This is a genomic window from Paenibacillus sp. Mc5Re-14, assembly GCF_001049835.1.
GTDB lineage: Bacteria > Bacillota > Bacilli > Paenibacillales > Paenibacillaceae > Paenibacillus > Paenibacillus polymyxa_C.
Window position 1 is genome coordinate 1497349 of the sequence record NZ_CVPD01000001.1, and the last position, 15984, is coordinate 1513332.

Consider the following 15984-nt stretch of genomic DNA (forward strand, 5'->3'; position numbering starts at 1 on the left):
TGGATTTATAATAACACCCCTTATATAATTAAAACATAGACATTATGTGAATATTTTCACTTGTTTGTGGGCGTACTTTAATAGACCTGGACGATGCCTATCTAGGCCATTGATCTAAAATTTAAGTTGGGAGTTACACTTATGAAAAATCCTTATATCAGAATGGCAACAGGGCTTTATATCAACTATTTTCTTCTGGGTATGATTAATGTTATTCTCTCGTCGAATATGAGCTTTCTGACCGTGCAATTGAACACGGATAAAGCAGCCATCGGCTATCTGGTGTCAGCGATTGGAATTGGTAAACTGCTCGCTCTCGGAGTAGCCGGAAAAATGTCAGATAAATATGGAAGGAAACCACTCATTGTTATTGCATCATTTGCTTATTTAATCTTCCTAATCGGTATTCCGCTTGCACCTAACTACACGTTGGCATTCGTGTTTGCCATTATCGCAGGGCTCTGCAACTCAATGATGGATGCGGGGACTTATCCCGCACTCATTGAAGGGTTCGGAAAAAAAGCCGGGTCTGCAACCGTCCTGGTCAAAGCATCCATCTCGATCGGTGCCATTGTTATTCCGTTCATGATTGCATTTTTTATTAATCACGATATGTTCTATGGATATTCCTTCTTTATTCCAGCAGGAATTTATCTGCTGAACGGAATTTTCTTGTCGATGACCGCTTTCCCCAACCACAAAGCAGAGGAACAAAAGGCTCCAGCCGAGGCTGGTCAATCAACGGATTCGTTCCACAGCGAGCCTAAGTTTTGGCAAGAAGGCTTTTCTCTGATTATTATCGGTTTTACTTCAACTGTATTGTTCATGATCGTGCAGCTATGGCTTCCTACCTTTGGACAAGAAGCTCTTGGCATGGACAAAGCCAGCGCTATTAAGCTGCTTAGCTACTATAGTATAGGTTCACTAGTTTCCGTTATTTTGTTGGCTGTGGTACTTGGTAGATTCATTAAGCCTATTACCGTCATGATTGTGTATCCGCTTATTGCCCTGCTTTCTTTGCTCGCTTTAATTGTATGGCACAATCCTGTCGCTACCTTGATCAGTTCATTCTTAATCGGCTTGTCTACTGCGGGTATCTTCCAAATTGCCCTTACGGTCATGACGGAATTTTTCCGCAAGAACAAAGGAACTACGACTTCTCTCGTAAACATAGCAGCCAGCCTATCGTTCATCCTGATGCCTTTAGCTACCGGGAGCATGTCCAAAAGTCTGGGAATTACCTCGGTATTCATTCTAGATATTGCGATTGCCGTAGTCAGTATTTTGCTGGCCGTGTTTGTTGCTTATCGATATAAAAAAGTGTTTCATTAAACTACACAGATCACTTGGAGGCTTATTATGAAAAACGCTGGACGTATTGACGGAAGAACACAATTAATCGGACTGCTAGCTACACCGATCGGACACTCTTTGTCCCCGGCTATGCATAATCTTGCGTTTGAGAAACTGGGGCTAAACAACGCATATATGGCCTTTGAAGTAGGCAATGAACAACTTGAAGAAGTAGTACGGGGGATGCGCGCTCTAAACATACGCGGCTACAACGTGTCCATGCCCAACAAAACAGCCATCTTACAGTACCTTGACGAGCTGGACGACAGCGCTAAATTTACAGGTGCCGTCAACACTGTCGTGAATACGGATGGTAAGCTGAAAGGCTACAGTACAGATGGATCTGGTTATGTTCGCAACTTGCAGGAGCACGGCATTGATCTGAAAGGTAAGAAAATGACACTCGTCGGCTCAGGCGGTGCTGCAACACCGATTGCTATTGAAGCCGCTCGAGCTGGTCTTGCTGAAATTTCAATTTTCGCTCGTAATGACCAGTTCTTTGCCCGGGCGGAAGAGAATGTTCGTATTATTAATGAAGAGATGAAACATGCTCAAGTCAAGGCGAACATCTATGCATTAGAGGATCAGGAGAAGCTGCGTGAAGAGATTCTTACAAGTCATATTTTCGCTAATGGTACAGGTGTGGGTATGAAACCGCTGGAAGGCAAAAGTGTCATTGAGGATGTGTCCATGCTTCGTTCCGACCTGATCGTGACCGATGTAGTGTACAGCCCAGCTAAATCCAAGCTGATGGAACAAGCTGAGTCCGTAGGTGCAACCGCCATTAACGGTCTGGGCATGATGCTGTGGCAGGGCGCACTTGCCTTCGAATTATGGACAGGGCAAGAAATGCCTGTCGCTTATATTAAAGAACAGCTTTTTGCTGATCAACTGTAAGATTTAGAGCTGCTAACAAGCACATCAAGCCATGAGTTCCTTCTATTATATATGCATATATGTACTTTAAAGACGATGCTCAGCGAATGAAACTTCTGCCGGGCATCGTCTTTTTTATGGGTACACACCATTCTTCCTTCTCTTTTCATTAATCCTTATATGGGTCAAACTCATTGGCCCCAGCCATGCATACCCCGATTGGCTTCAGCACATGCATAACTTCAACAGTCTCGGAATGAGCGTCCAGCACCTCACGCAGTTTGCGGTAGACGAACGGGCTTTCGTCTGTACCTGCTCCGCGCAGCTCGACACCGTAGTTTCGAACAGCCTCCTTCATCTGTAGGTCCGTAATCTGACCACCGCTACGCGTACGGGTTTTCCAATTCATTTTACCGGCTGCCTGGGTACGACTCATAATACGACCTGCGCCATGGACTGTACTATAGTAGGAATCCCGATTTTCTACCGAATCTTTCCCACGCACAATCACCGAGATATCCCCCATGCTTCCTCCAATAAAGCCCACTTGACCAGGGGCCGAGGGGGTTGCGCCTTTGCGGACCACAATGGTGTCGCGTCCATCATGCTGTTCTTTCCACGCGTAATTATGGTGATTATGCACCGTAAAGTCCGCTTCGGTCCCCATAATACCAAGCACTTGTTCTATCACATGGTCACGTCCTGCATAAGCATAACGTCCGGCAAGGCGCATTGCACGATAGTACATATCCCCCAGCTCACTGTTCATATCCAGTAGTACAGGCGGCTGATCCATATGTTCTCCCGGCGCCTTTCCGAGAAACTCCTGTCCTGCGGCCAAATTTAGAAACCCGCTTGCTGTTTTATGCCCAAAGCCCCGGCTGCCGAAATGATTGGCAATCCAGACCTGTCCTGTCGCTTCCTCTACAAATACATCAACAAAATGATTGCCACTTCCTACTGTACCCAGCTGTTCTCTCGCCAAGGACTTCAGTTTGTCATGCTCTTGCTTCCCAATCGCTGCATATACCGCCCAATCCGGGTCATCAAACAGCTCATGGTCCACCTGAATCTCATTCACACGACCTACGCCAAATGAAATCTGACGTGCAATCTCATCCATCACGGTTGAAATACGCGGCATAATGTCTGCGGCAAACAGCTTGGTTCTTACCGCCTTATTTCCGCAGCCGATATCATACCCTACACCTGAAGGTGAAATTTGTCCGTCATACACCATCACACCGCCAATGGGCTGACTGTAGCCTTTATGATGATCTGCCATCAGTAGCGCCTGAATCACATTACCATTTTCGGCACATGTGCGGGCTTGAGATAATGCCCCCGGATCAGGTGCTCCCCATACGCGTACTCCATTGATTTCTTGATAAGCCATCGTTTTATCCCTCCATATTTTGCAAGAAAATTTCTATATGTAAAATTGAGCATTCTATTTTTAAACTTTGGATCTCTTAATAGCATTATGTACGGTTTACCCGCTTCCGAACAGGGCGTAAGTATTACAAGCACAACATCAGACGTCTCTATAAGAAAGTCCCTAAGAAAATGAAAAAGGATATCCATGCAGCCAAACAGACTGTAGGATATCCTTTTATGATCATTTAGAAACCATTAATCAATTTTACTGATATTTTTTGATGATTCCGAATTGATCCACAATAAAAGGTTTGGCATCATTTTTGCTTTGATCAATTTCGTACGTTACGGCTGTAAGTTTATTTTCGTCGACAGTGATGCCAACAAAATTCTGTACCTGTCCTCGTACAGGTCTACGATTGTCACTCGGATCTGGGCCATATACTGCCGCATGATTCTCTTCAGCTAATTCAAAGAGGTTATAGTACTTATCTCCAAGCTTTTCACTCGGGTTCTTGTAGTAAACTTTAGGGCCAGCAGTTGCTGGGATGACATAGATACTTCCATCCGGATTCACACTATATTCAATCGTCTTTTCATTTAATCTATCTTTTAATTTGGTTGGCGTTGTTGCTTTACCCTCTTGGTTGATTGGTTTCGTCCGAGCATAAATATGATCATGCCCCTGCACGACAAAGTCGATATCAAGTTTGTCCATGAGTGGAGCGATTTGGTTACGAACTCCATTGTTATCCATGATGTCAGCATCTGTTGCATGGTTAGAGGTAGTGTAGGGACCTTTGTGAATATTAACAATGATCCACTTTGCACCTGCCTTTTTGGCTGCCGCAGCATCTTTCTTTAACCATTCAACTTGATCTTCAGAAAAATTGGCATATTTCTCTGAGTCCTCATTGGAGTTCAATACAATAAAGTGAGCATTGCTGTAATCAAAGGAGTAGTACGCTCCCGTTTTAGTAGCAGAACCCGCTGGTTGATTAATATTAAAGTGATCATAAAAAGCGTAGTTCTCATCCTCGTGATTACCTGCTGAAGGAACAATGGTTGTATTCAAAAGACTTTTTTGTGAATGTCCCAACAACCAGTTCCACTGCTCTTCTTTGGTACCGGTATCTACGATATCTCCGTTGTGAACTACAAACTGAGCATTATTTACGGTTTGAAGTGCTTTTTCGAGCGTCTGTGAGGACAATATGGCTTCATCTTCGCTTTTCGCTTGTGTATCAGCTAAATCAATGAAGGTAAATTCACCGTTCTTAGGAGCCATTTGAAACGTACCTGTTTCGCTCCATATCCCGCGCGCTGCATCACCCACACGATAATAATAAGCTGTGTCCGCTTGAAGACCTGTAGCTACAGCTTTATGGACAAGCTCTTCTGGAGAATTGGTCGATGGAGAGGAAGTGCCTTCAAATGTAAGAGCATTCGTAAAATCAGCTTCAGAAGCCGTTTTCTTGGTTACTTGAACAGTGCTCTTCGTGAAAAGCTTTGAAGTATACCAGGTAAATCCTTTGGAGGCTTTGGTGTCTCCATAAAATGTAGCTGTAACTTTACTAATACCTTGATCTGTGTTCACTGGTGACTCAGCATGAACAGGTAAGGCTGACAAGCCCGTAATCAAACCTAGCGCAAGAGCAACAGACATAGATGTTGCTGACCACTTTTGAAACTTCTTAAACATGTGTACACTCCTCTGTGCAGTTAATATGTAAAAGTTATAAATATGATCATAACAATCAATTGTTAATACGTTATTTGCTGAGATGTAGTGCTTTGTAAAAATGAGGTTAGGTATATAAACCAAAAAAGGCCTACCGCATGTTTGCAAAATTTGCGAAACCGGTAGGCCTTATTCATGTTCTAGGTACTCTTGACACATAAAACTAGACTGCCCCCATATAAGAAGCAGTCGCGGAGTCTTGGAAAGCTAGTAAGGGTTTTGTTAAATCACTAGCCAACTAATGTGCAGAGGTATTTTTCAAATCCGCTTCATAACGAAGACCAAATTGTTGTCTTGCCTCCTCCATCACTTCAGCGACTGTCAGCGAACACTCCAAAGAGTTAATGGAACTGTTGCGTTCCCCACTCTTGATCAGATCAATAAATTCCTGAATTTCATAATACATGGGCTCACGCGTCTGAGCCTTGGTCAAATCCTCAATCGTGCCGTCCCGATAATGAATTTTCACCTCATAGGGCTGGCTGATTTTGTCGATCACCATCGTTCCATACTCACCCTGAATTTCGGCAGGCAAATAGGAATCTGTAATTTTGGAATGCATAACGATAGCATCCATATCCGGATACTTCATCACAATACTGCCCTCGCCGTCGACACCAGAGGATAACAGTACACCCACCGCCCGGATCTCATCCGGTTTGCCGAACAATGCCACCATTGGATACAAACAATACACTCCCAGATCCATCAAGGAACCATTCGAAAAAGCCGGATTAAAGGCATTCAGCACCTTGCCCTGCTTAAAAGCATCAAAGCGTGAAGAGTATTGACAGTAGCTTGCAAAATAACGCCGAACCCGGCCTATTTTATACATATGATCCTTTATAATTTTAAAGTTGGGCATAAGCGTGGATTTAACAGCCTCCATCAACAGAACATCATTGTTGCGCGCGGCTTCGATCATGCTCTGCACCTCTGCTGCATTAGAAGCAAAAGGCTTCTCACACAGCACATGCTTTCCATGGTTCATACATAAGATCGCTTGCTCCGCATGTAAGGAATTGGGACTGGCAATATATACGGCATCCACCTGATCACTTGCAGCCATTTGTGCCAGATCTGTAAAAACCTTCGGCCGGCTGTTATATTTGGCAGCAAAGGCTTGTCCCTTCTCCTCTGTTCGTGAGTACACCGCGGTCAGGGAAAATTCGTCTGTCTCTATCGCAGCTTGAATAAATCTTTCCGTTATCCAATTGGTTCCAACGATACCAAAACGCATCACAGTATCCCATCCTTTCCCGTGAGTCATTACAATTAATATATGTTCCTATTCTCGCATTCCAGCCAAGACTTGTCCACTATACCGCTTGTCATCTCCCATGCTTCCACATATTAAAAAGGACTGCGGTCTATCAGCTTAATTTATACTGATTGTACCACAGTCCTTGTATGCTTTTTGAGGTTATATCTCTACTTTTTGGAGATCACCTTGCCCACTTCTGCCAAAATGGCATCCATGGAAGCAGGGTCGTGTACATCGTACTCATCAATGTTGAGACGCAGTACAGGACAGGCATCAAAATCGTTGATCCAATCGGAATATCTGCGATGCATTTGCTCCCAGTAGGATCGCTCGGTCTGAATCTCCATTTCGCGGCCGCGTTCTTCGATCCGACTCAGTATGGAGGGCAGGCTGCCTTCCAGATAGATCAGCACATCAGGGTGTGGAAAAAACGGGGTCATGACCATCGCCTCAAATAGGCTAGTATATGTTTCATAATCGGTAGAGTTCATTGTTCCCTGATCGGCATGCATTTTCGCAAAAATGCCTGTGTCCTCATAAATGGAACGATCCTGCACAAAACCTCCACCAGACAAGAAAATGTTCTTTTGCTCCTTGAAGCGTTCCGCGAGAAAATAGATCTGTAGATGAAAGCTCCATCTTTCGAAATCGTGGTAAAACTTCTCCAGATACGGATTATGATCAACTTGCTCTAACGAGGTTTTAAAACCAAGACGACTGGCCAAAGCGCCCGTTAACGTAGACTTACCTACACCCACCGTACCCGCTACCGTAATCAGGGCATTTGCAGGAATGTTGTAATTATTCACTATATAAGCTCCTTTACATCGGAAACAATTTGTTCAAATTGTGCCTGGTTTTCTACAAAATCAATTTCATTCCCGTTTACGGTCAATATACGAGGGGCAGGTGACTGTTCGGCGAGAAACTGAATGCCTTTATCATAATCCGTAATCAATTGCTCCAGATAGGCAGGGTCCATCTCCTGTTCAAAGGAGCGTCCGCGCTTACGAATTCTGCCCAGCAAGGTATCCAAATCTGCTCTAATATAAACGATAATGTCAGGCTTGGGCATGTCATCTGTGAGCAAATGATAGATTTGGCGATATTTTTCGAGCTTCACACCCTTAAGCGTACGTTCAGCAAAAATCAGATTTTTATAGATATGGTAATCTGAAATTACAGGCTGGGCTTTCTCGATGTATTGCAGACCAGTATCCTCTAGCTGCTTATACCGATTGCAGAGAAAGAACATTTCCAACTGAAAGCTCCACTCATCTATATTTTGATAGAATTTATCGAGAAACGGGTTTTCCTCGACAATCTCTTTGATCATCGGCAATTGTAGCTCGGTTGAAAGCATCGAAGCCAACGTTGTCTTACCTGCTCCAATCGGCCCTTCAACGGCTATAAATGGGGCTTGTTTCATGCGGTTCTGCTCCTCCTTGTACTCCAGGTCCATCCTATGGACAACTATCCTATTGTATCACAAGGAAGTACGCTAGAGGCATAGCAAATCTATGGATAAAACAAAAAAACAGAGCAGCTACGCTTGGCTTCATAGCGTCCCTGTTCTGCTTAATATTTTTGCCTGTCTCTCATTTGAACCAACCTTTTTCATTAAAACGTGTAATCGCCTCAATTCGGTTGCTGACACCCAGCTTATCGAGAATGACTGAAATATAATTACGCACCGTCCCTGTTGTTAAATACAGTTCACCAGCAATCTCTTTGGTGTTCTTTCCGTCAGCAATAAGCGCCAACACGGTCTTTTCACGCTCCGTTAGCGGGTTGACCTCGGCATAAGCATCATCAACCAGTTCTGGAGCGTAAATACGTCGGCCTGCCATAATACTGCGAATGGAGGATGCCAGTTCTTCGCTGGGACTGTCCTTGAGTAAATAACCGTGTGTACCCGCCTTAATCGCTCGTTCAAAATACCCGGGGCGAGCAAACGTTGTTAAAATAAGCACCTTGCAATTCAAGCCTCTGAGTTCCTCTGCCGCATCCAATCCGCTTTTTATCGGCATTTCGATGTCCATAATGCATATGTCTGGCTGATGTTGCTTCACCAGTTCTATAGCTTCTTCCCCGTTGCTTGCTTTTCCGACTACTTTCATGTCTTCTTCCAAGTCCAACAGGGAGGCTAGAGCACCCAGCAACATACGCTGGTCTTCTGCAATAACGATTCGAATCATGGCCCCACCTCCTCATTCGGCTTTTCAGTGATGTTGGGCACCTTAATGACCAGGGTCGTTCCCTGATCGGAACGCAGTTCCATACATCCGTTCACGAATTCGAGCCTTTCCTTCATGCCTTGCAGACCATGTCCCCGAAAGACTGCATTTTCTCCCATAATACCAACTCCATTATCCTGAATCCGCAGGGTCAATTCCTTACGAGACGGCTCAATGGTGATGGAGCAAGCGGTAGCTCCACTGTGCTTCACTACATTGGTTACGGCTTCCTTCATACACATGCTCAGCACATTTTCATTCATTAATGACGTATGCTCCAGCTTCGGGTCGCCCTCCAAGGTCAGTTCGATGTGAGCAGCCTTTAAAATTTGCCGAATACGTAGCAGTTCATCCTCTAGTCTCATGCCGCGCATTTGAGTAACCATTTCCCGTACTTCTTTTAACGCACTTCTTGCCGTGAGACGAACATCGTTAATTTCGACATGAGCCCGTTCCGGGTACTGGTCCAGTAGCTTGCCTGCCAAATCACTCTTCAGCCCAATGAGTGACAGCTTCTGACCCAAGGTATCGTGCAGGTCACGCGCGATTCTTTGCCGTTCCTCCAGCTTGATCAATTCCGATATTTTCTTATTGGCATCCTCTAATTGGACCTGAAGCCGATCACTCTTGTTGCGATTAAAATTTGTAATCGGAAGGAGGATCACACCGATCAGATTGAGCAAGATAAAAGGAATCTGCTTAATAAAAACAGGATTCTGAGAAACAAACCCATAATTGATTAATCCAATCGTAATAACCATTAAAATAATATACAGGGTCGTAAATGCAGCCTTACTTTTAATATTACCGATCAGATAAGCGATAAATATGGAAAAATACATATAGCTAAATAGCAGCGTCATCGTAATCGATATAGCAATCTGCACACTGGTCCAAAAATATATGAGCCAGCCCTGGGAGACAAAAGCCAGTACATAACAAGCAAAAAACACCAAAATAATCGCGGTGCCCAGAATAATATGACTTGTAGATGAAGAGCTAAAATAGTAAAAGGGCAGGATGTAAAAGACGACCCACACATAAGGGCTAAGTCCCGTATTTCTTTGGAAAATCTGATACCACTTTTGCATCCTGCCACCCCTTTCTACTTTAGATATCCCTATCTTAACATACCAATTTCCGTACAACGTCTATTTTCTATCCGTGCCTACAACAGGTGTGGGGATGGGTTTTGAAGCGCCAACACGTTTGCTAAGCAGCGGCTTTACTTGTTTAAAGGTCAGAAAGGTTTTGGTACTTTCATCCCACAGTCGGAATTTCAAAGATTGCAGACTGCTACTCACTGTGATCGTGGTCGCCTTTTGCAGCAACGGTGTGGCTTCATGAGCTTTCTCCAAATTGTAATTTGGTACTTTCGGGCTCAGGTGATGAACGTGATGAAAACCAATATTGCCCGTAATCCATTGCAATACTTTAGGGAGCTTGTAGTAAGAACTGCCTTCTACGGCCGCATTAATATAACTCCACTCTTCATCATGCTCAAAATACGAATCCTCAAACTGATGTTGCACATAGAACAGCCAGATTCCCAACATACCAGAAACAAAAAAGATAGGCGTCTGTACCAGAAGGAATGCCTGCCAGCCAATAGCCCAGCATAACAGTGCATACAATGCAACGATGGATATATTCGTCACATAAGTGTTTATTTTTTCCTTACGTTTGGCTGTCTTGACATTAAACCGATAGGAAATCAAAAAAGTATAGATCGGACCTAGCCCGAACATAACCCAAGGATTTCGATATATACGATAGGCCATCCGTGTCCATGTGGAAGCCGCTGTGTACTCTTCTACCGTGAGCACCCACATATCACCTGTGCCTCTTTTATCCAGATTACTGCTGGTTGCATGGTGGATCGCGTGACTATTTTTCCATTGGTGATAAGGGCAGAGCGTAATAATCCCTGTAATCGTTCCCACAATATCGTTCAGCTTGCGACTTTTGAAAAAAGATTGATGACCACAATCATGAAAGATAATAAACGTCCGTACCACAAACCCTGCCGCAATAATGGTAATTGGAAGCGTAATCCAGTAAGAAACCGCCAGGCTAAGATAAGCGGCATACCACAATAGGATTAGCGGTCCCAAGGTATTGATAAGTTGCAGAACGCTGGATTTCGTGTTTATTTTCTCGTAGGGAGCCATATTTTTTTTCAATTGAGCTAACGGGAGTTGTGTCATACCCATTATGATCCTCCTTTAAAATGCAGCCCATACCTTGATCCTGTCAGGCGTACATGTTGATCTAAGCTCAGTATAAGGAGACCGCTGGATCTGCTGTAGTCATAAACGTCAGTTCGGGCATATGACATTTGTCATATAGACAATTAACCAAACCTGTTTGCCAAATGTTCGCGGGTTTCCTTTCTGCTGTTTTTTTGTTAAAATGTAAGATATATAACGCTGTATGTGACTGGCGAAGTCAGTGGAATCAACCACGAGGGAGCATACAAACAAAGCGTACCGTTCGCCTGGGAGAAGTATTTGCAGAGGATTCGTCTGTCTTGACGACCTTGTGCAAATACTTTTTTTCGTTTTTTAAGACCATGACACCCTGTTGATTCTATTATGCGATAAATTCAGAGGAGGCTCGGACTATGGCTATTATTATGAAATCCAAAGAAGCAGCTGAGCAAGTGTATGCAACGATCCGTTCCCAAGTAGAGCAAATGAAACAGCAAGGACACCGTCCCCATCTGGCAACCCTGTTGGTAGAAGGTGATCCGGCATCTGCATACTATGCACGGACCAAGCAAAAAATAGCAGAGAAGCTGGGCATCTCATTTCATCTCCATACTTTTAATCGTCATGTAAGCGAAGCCGAGCTTCTGCACCTGATCGGCACCCTAAATGATGCATCCCATGTACATGGCATTATGCTGGAACTCCCGCTTCCTCAACATCTTTCCGCCTCCGTTATTAAACAATCCATCGCCCCCTACAAGGATATTGATGGAATTACACCTGATAACAAGCTGGCTACCGTTACGGGTGACGCAGGGCTGTACCCCGCTACACCTCAAGCCTGTATTGAACTGTTGAAGCATTACGGCCACTCCTTGGCAGGCAAAAATGTCACGCTCGTGGGCATTGGGCAGACGGTGGGACTTCCCCTTTTCCACATGCTGCAAAGAGAAAATGCCACCGTCACCGCCTGTCATGCAGGTACACGTGATATTGCAGAGCATCTGAACCATGCAGACATTGCCTTCGTCGCAGTTGGATGCCCTGATGTGATTACGCAGGATATGGTGCATCCAGGTTTGATTCTCGTGGATGCAGGAATTAATGAGACGCTGGAGGGAAAAATCGTGGGTGACGCTGCTCCGGACGTTGTAGAAAAGGTACATGCCATTTCTCCCGTTCCCGGCGGTGTGGGTACCTTAACGACTGCCATTTTGTACAAAAACTTGCTCAAAGCGATACGTCTGCAACATTACTCCAGAGAGGTGGTTTATTCATGAGTGAACTGTCGTGGAATCAGTCCATCGCACATTTTCTGAAAGAAGCTGCAAGTGCAGCGCCTACCCCCGGCGGAGGAAGTGTATCCGCGCTGGCTGCGGCACTAGGCGCAGCTATGACCTCCATGACCGCCAACCTTTCACAAGGGGAGAAATACGCGCACTTCCGTGAACAAATCGCGCAAGTCATTAGCAGTATGGAAAGATTGTCTACACATTGTGAGGAACTGATGGCCGCAGACATCCAATCCTTTGAACAGTACATGACCGCGTTGCGTTTGCCCAAAGAAACAGACGAAGAAAAGCGCCACCGTACCCATTCCTTACAAACAGCGGTGATTGCTGCCATTGAGGTCCCTATGCGCCTGCTGGAAGTATGCCGGGACGGACTATCACAAGCCTACAACATTGTGGAAATATCCAATAAAAATGTGATCTCTGATCTGGGCATCGGCGCGATTTTGTTTGAAGCAGCCGCTCAATCGGCCCTGCTTACCATTGATATTAACCTTGCCTCGCTCAAGGACTTGGATGTCAAACAATCCTACGAAGCCAAAACAGCCGTACTCCTCCGTGAAATCGGACAAATTAAAGAGCAAACCTTATTGACTGTGCGCAGTCGAATTGCTAATTAATCAGCTTATAACTGTGCGCAAGTTGTAATAACCAAAATATTCTGCCTATTTGGTGATTACAAATAACCTCCAAACCCATCTTTAATCGTTGGGTTTGGAGGTTATTTTATTGCAATTTATTACTTATGGAAAACTTTTCTATACTTTCTTCGTCTATGGATAAGAGATATTCTTTAAGAACATTTTTTCTCTTATACACATTGATCAAGAAATGAGGAAAATCGTATGAAAAGACGTACTCTATTACTCAGTATAATCACGTTATTGCTGCTCAGTCCCAGTGTATGGGCGGCCGGAGATGATTCCACATCCCATATTCGCTCCTATGATTCCGGAAGTCTGATTCAATCCGATGGAAGCTTGTGGCTGTGGGGCTATAATCAATCCGTACCGACTCGTATAGAGGGCAAGCCGAACGTTGTAAAAACATTCTCTAATATTATCAACGAAGGCGATCTAGTATTTACCTTGCAAGACCACTCTGCTTGGTATGTGCCTAGAAACAATATTTCTGAATCCGTGAAATTTGTTCCTCTGGAAGGACTACAGAACCTCGCAACTGTAAGTAGTTTGAGTGATCATATGCTCGCTCTTAGCAACGAAGGGAATGTATTTTCAGCTGATCAACTCGGAGATAAAAATATCTTTAGTCGTTTTCAACCCCTGTCTGGCATCGACGAGGTTGCCCATATAGATAGTTACTATGAGGAAAGACCGGATAATGAGGAGCGCTGGATATTCCTAAGAAAAGACGGCAGTGTATGGAAAAACACAAAAGCATTGCAGAGCTTCGAACCTATTTCATCATTAAAGGATATTACGGCAATTGCTAAAAACATAGCTTTAAAAAAGGATGGTACCGTGTGGACGTGGCCCAAAGAATTTGATAAAAATGTAGCTCCGTCCGAAACTCTATCCGTATCGCAAATTCATGCCTTATCAGGCATCAAGACAATCAAGGCCAATAGGTATTCCAATCTCGCCATTGATCAGCAAGGTCGGCTATGGTTCTGGGGGGCTACCGTTACAGGTGCCTTAGATAATACAACCTATCACAACGATAATACTCCTGTACTGCTAACAGAAGTAAAGGATGTTAAAGACGCCTTTTTCGTTGAACGATCCATCCTTGCTCTAACCACTGCTGGTAATGTATATGTTGCATCTCTTGATGGTGAAAAGTTAACATCCAACGCCTCTTTTACATTACTTGCCAAAAATATTCAAAGCATCAAAGCAGGCCCACGGCACATCATCATGCAAAAAACAAACGGCGACCTGTGGGGGTGGGGCGTTAACAAACACGCGCAACTCGGTATAGGCGACTATGAATTTCTTTATAGTACGCCAGTTCCTGTGCAAAAGCCGATTCTCGTCCGTCTCAATGGTACACCTGTCCCTCTAAGTAACGGTGTGATTACCCGCAACGGCCAGGCATTTATTCCCCTCCGCTCCGTATTTGACAAACTAGGAGCAGAGGTCACATATGATTACAACAGCAAAATAGCGAAAATGAATCAGTCCAAGGCAGGAGACCATCCCGTCTCTCTAGAAATAAATTTCAAAACCAGCCAAACAAAAGTGAACGGTAAATCTGTAGAACTCACCAATCCGCCCTTCATGGTGAACGGTATTGGTTATCTTCCATTGAGGCTCATCAGCGAAACACTGGGAGCCAAGGTAGATTGGATACAAAAAGAAGATACTATCGTAATTACGACGAAGTAGTAAATAAAAGACCAGTCCGAACATGGGACTGACCCCCGTTTGTGAGACAGGGATCAAAACACCTTCCAAGTTTAAGCAGCCAGTTGTCGGAAATGAACCGGCGACTGGTTGTTTAGTTTTGTTTGAATGCGAATTGAGTTATAGTAAAGGATGTACTCTCGAACGGTCTGCTCGACGATTGCCGTCGTCGTACAGGTTAAACCTTCGAGGTAGAACGTTTCAGACTTTAGTGTGGAATGAAACGATTCGATGGGGGCATTATCAGCAGGCGTTCCCTTACGGGACATGCTCATGGTAATGCCTTTTCCTTTTACAGCTTCCTGGTAGGCCAAGGATGTGTAGACGCTGCCTTGATCGCTATGAAGTATTGCACCTGGTAGAGATGGCAACTGACGAAGGGTATCGAGCACAAATGCGGTGTCCTGCTTGTCAGCTATACTGTATGCCACAATCTCTCCGTTAAACAAGTCTAAAATACTCGACAGATACAACATTCTTCCTCCAAATGGAAAATACGTAATGTCCGTTACAAGTTTTTGCATAGGCGTATCTGCTTCAAACTGTCGCTTTAGTAGATGCTCCGCGATATGAATGGGTTGCCCAGTGGGTTTCCGTTTCTTCGCTTTGACACGACATTGCAGCCCTTCACGCTGCATAATCCGTTGCACGCGTTTGTGGTTTACTGTATACTCCCTCCGAAGCAAGGCGGTGATTTTCCGGTATCCATAACGATATTTATGCTGGATACAGAGTTCGCGGATTTTCTCTACCAAGTGGTCCTCAAGTTTGCTCGCATACTCCGCCTTCCAGCGATAGTACGTGGCGCGAGAGATTCCTATCCATACACAAGCTTGCTTCACACTCACTTCCCCTCGGATCGACTCTATCCACTCCATTACGATCTTTGACGATACCTCCTCTCCAGTACCCTGTACTTTTTTAGCAACTCTAGTTGTTGTCTCAAAAACCTGTTCTCAGCTTGGACCTTCTCTAATTCCGAAGTGTATTCGGGTCCTTTGCCGTAGCTGTATTGTTTACCTACAGGCTGCTCTAAACGGTTTTGCTCGCCACTATGGTACCATCTCATCCAAGTTTCCACTTGTGTCTTGTTTCGTATGTTTAATTGCTCCATGATTTCTTTGACTGGTATACCAGCCATTCTCATTTCAATCGCCTTCATTTTAACTTCTAATGGATAACTGACTCTTGTTGCCAACGAAAAAACACCTCCAAGGTTGTCTCCATATCTTACGACATGGTTGCATTCTCTTGAAGGTGTTTTGATT

14 protein-coding genes and 1 riboswitch are annotated in these 15984 nt (G+C 44.4%); of the genes, 5 read left to right on the forward strand and 9 right to left on the reverse strand.

The genetic code is table 11. From position 1 onward, the window contains the following. Nucleotides 1-141: 141 nt before the first annotated feature. Both BN1546_RS06790 and BN1546_RS06795 read left to right on the forward strand, forming a co-directional pair. Nucleotides 142-1332 carry an MFS transporter gene (locus tag BN1546_RS06790; RefSeq protein WP_090736742.1) on the forward strand — a complete coding sequence of 397 codons (1191 nt, stop codon included), beginning with the start codon at nucleotides 142-144 and terminating at the stop codon, nucleotides 1330-1332. A gap of 27 nt (nucleotides 1333-1359) precedes the next feature. Beyond that, complete coding sequence (locus tag BN1546_RS06795) at nucleotides 1360-2250, forward strand: shikimate dehydrogenase (RefSeq protein ID WP_013369561.1); 891 nt, start codon at nucleotides 1360-1362, stop codon at nucleotides 2248-2250. 148 nt (nucleotides 2251-2398) lie between these two features. On the opposite strand, the gene BN1546_RS06800 is transcribed toward BN1546_RS06795, so the two are convergent. The 8 genes from BN1546_RS06800 to BN1546_RS06835 all read right to left on the reverse strand — a co-directional run bounded on the left by BN1546_RS06800 (nucleotide 2399) and on the right by BN1546_RS06835 (nucleotide 11061). Then, nucleotides 2399-3625 (reverse strand): RtcB family protein, encoded by a 1227-nt coding sequence (locus BN1546_RS06800; protein WP_090736745.1) that lies wholly within the window; start codon nucleotides 3623-3625, stop codon nucleotides 2399-2401. Nucleotides 3626-3871: 246 nt separating this feature from the next. Then, nucleotides 3872-5308 (reverse strand): purple acid phosphatase family protein, encoded by a 1437-nt coding sequence (locus BN1546_RS06805; protein WP_090736748.1) that lies wholly within the window; start codon nucleotides 5306-5308, stop codon nucleotides 3872-3874. Between the two features lie 277 nt (nucleotides 5309-5585). Next, on the reverse strand, nucleotides 5586-6587 hold the full coding sequence (locus BN1546_RS06810; RefSeq protein WP_090736752.1) for a Gfo/Idh/MocA family protein: 1002 nt from the start codon (nucleotides 6585-6587) through the stop codon (nucleotides 5586-5588). 191 nt (nucleotides 6588-6778) lie between these two features. Further along, nucleotides 6779-7420 carry a deoxynucleoside kinase gene (locus BN1546_RS06815; RefSeq protein WP_040102070.1) on the reverse strand — a complete coding sequence of 214 codons (642 nt, stop codon included), beginning with the start codon at nucleotides 7418-7420 and terminating at the stop codon, nucleotides 6779-6781. Beyond that, nucleotides 7420-8040, reverse strand: a complete 621-nt coding sequence (locus tag BN1546_RS06820; protein ID WP_040102071.1) for a deoxynucleoside kinase — start codon at nucleotides 8038-8040, stop codon at nucleotides 7420-7422. The genes BN1546_RS06815 and BN1546_RS06820 overlap by 1 nt, the downstream gene beginning before the upstream one ends. A 169-nt stretch (nucleotides 8041-8209) precedes the next feature. Continuing rightward, nucleotides 8210-8809, reverse strand: coding sequence for a response regulator transcription factor (locus BN1546_RS06825; protein WP_090736755.1), 600 nt, complete (start codon nucleotides 8807-8809; stop codon nucleotides 8210-8212). Continuing rightward, nucleotides 8806-9939 carry a sensor histidine kinase gene (locus BN1546_RS06830; protein ID WP_040102072.1) on the reverse strand — a complete coding sequence of 378 codons (1134 nt, stop codon included), beginning with the start codon at nucleotides 9937-9939 and terminating at the stop codon, nucleotides 8806-8808. The genes BN1546_RS06825 and BN1546_RS06830 overlap by 4 nt, the downstream gene beginning before the upstream one ends. Before the next feature lie 60 nt (nucleotides 9940-9999). After that, a complete protein-coding gene (locus tag BN1546_RS06835; RefSeq protein WP_058828974.1) occupies nucleotides 10000-11061 on the reverse strand; it encodes a Delta(5) desaturase DesA in 1062 nt (353 codons plus the stop codon). A 212-nt stretch (nucleotides 11062-11273) separates the two neighbouring features. Next, a riboswitch (ZMP/ZTP riboswitch) is annotated at nucleotides 11274-11358 on the forward strand. Nucleotides 11359-11471: 113 nt separating this feature from the next. On the opposite strand from BN1546_RS06835, the gene BN1546_RS06840 reads away from it, so the two are divergent. The 3 genes from BN1546_RS06840 to BN1546_RS06850 all read left to right on the forward strand — a co-directional run bounded on the left by BN1546_RS06840 (nucleotide 11472) and on the right by BN1546_RS06850 (nucleotide 14698). Then, nucleotides 11472-12338, forward strand: a complete 867-nt coding sequence (locus tag BN1546_RS06840; RefSeq protein WP_013369551.1) for a bifunctional 5,10-methylenetetrahydrofolate dehydrogenase/5,10-methenyltetrahydrofolate cyclohydrolase — start codon at nucleotides 11472-11474, stop codon at nucleotides 12336-12338. Further along, on the forward strand, nucleotides 12335-12970 hold the full coding sequence (locus tag BN1546_RS06845) for a cyclodeaminase/cyclohydrolase family protein (protein WP_090736758.1): 636 nt from the start codon (nucleotides 12335-12337) through the stop codon (nucleotides 12968-12970). Before BN1546_RS06840 ends, BN1546_RS06845 begins: the two co-directional genes overlap by 4 nt. Nucleotides 12971-13195: 225 nt before the next feature. Further along, complete coding sequence (locus BN1546_RS06850; RefSeq protein ID WP_090736760.1) at nucleotides 13196-14698, forward strand: stalk domain-containing protein; 1503 nt, start codon at nucleotides 13196-13198, stop codon at nucleotides 14696-14698. Between the two features lie 71 nt (nucleotides 14699-14769). On the opposite strand, the gene BN1546_RS06855 is transcribed toward BN1546_RS06850, so the two are convergent. After that, a protein-coding gene (locus BN1546_RS06855) for an IS3 family transposase (protein ID WP_090736763.1) occupies nucleotides 14770-15914 on the reverse strand; the annotation gives its coding sequence in 2 pieces (ribosomal slippage) (nucleotides 14770-15641 and nucleotides 15641-15914; 1146 coding nt in all). Nucleotides 15915-15984: the final 70 nt, after the last annotated feature.

Excerpts from the sequence above, each read along its gene's own strand:
- BN1546_RS06790 (WP_090736742.1), top strand. The coding sequence starts at position 142 with ATGAAAAATCCTTATATCAGAATGGCAACAGGGCTTTATATCAACTAT.
- BN1546_RS06795 (WP_013369561.1), top strand. The coding sequence starts at position 1,360 with ATGAAAAACGCTGGACGTATTGACGGAAGAACACAATTAATCGGACTG.
- BN1546_RS06800 (WP_090736745.1), bottom strand. The coding sequence starts at position 3,625 with ATGGCTTATCAAGAAATCAATGGAGTACGCGTATGGGGAGCACCTGAT.
- BN1546_RS06805 (WP_090736748.1), bottom strand. The coding sequence starts at position 5,308 with ATGTTTAAGAAGTTTCAAAAGTGGTCAGCAACATCTATGTCTGTTGCT.
- BN1546_RS06810 (WP_090736752.1), bottom strand. The coding sequence starts at position 6,587 with ATGCGTTTTGGTATCGTTGGAACCAATTGGATAACGGAAAGATTTATT.
- BN1546_RS06820 (WP_040102071.1), bottom strand. The coding sequence starts at position 8,040 with ATGAAACAAGCCCCATTTATAGCCGTTGAAGGGCCGATTGGAGCAGGT.
- BN1546_RS06825 (WP_090736755.1), bottom strand. The coding sequence starts at position 8,809 with ATGATTCGAATCGTTATTGCAGAAGACCAGCGTATGTTGCTGGGTGCT.
- BN1546_RS06830 (WP_040102072.1), bottom strand. The coding sequence starts at position 9,939 with ATGCAAAAGTGGTATCAGATTTTCCAAAGAAATACGGGACTTAGCCCT.
- BN1546_RS06835 (WP_058828974.1), bottom strand. The coding sequence starts at position 11,061 with ATGGGTATGACACAACTCCCGTTAGCTCAATTGAAAAAAAATATGGCT.
- BN1546_RS06840 (WP_013369551.1), top strand. The coding sequence starts at position 11,472 with ATGGCTATTATTATGAAATCCAAAGAAGCAGCTGAGCAAGTGTATGCA.
- BN1546_RS06845 (WP_090736758.1), top strand. The coding sequence starts at position 12,335 with ATGAGTGAACTGTCGTGGAATCAGTCCATCGCACATTTTCTGAAAGAA.
- BN1546_RS06850 (WP_090736760.1), top strand. The coding sequence starts at position 13,196 with ATGAAAAGACGTACTCTATTACTCAGTATAATCACGTTATTGCTGCTC.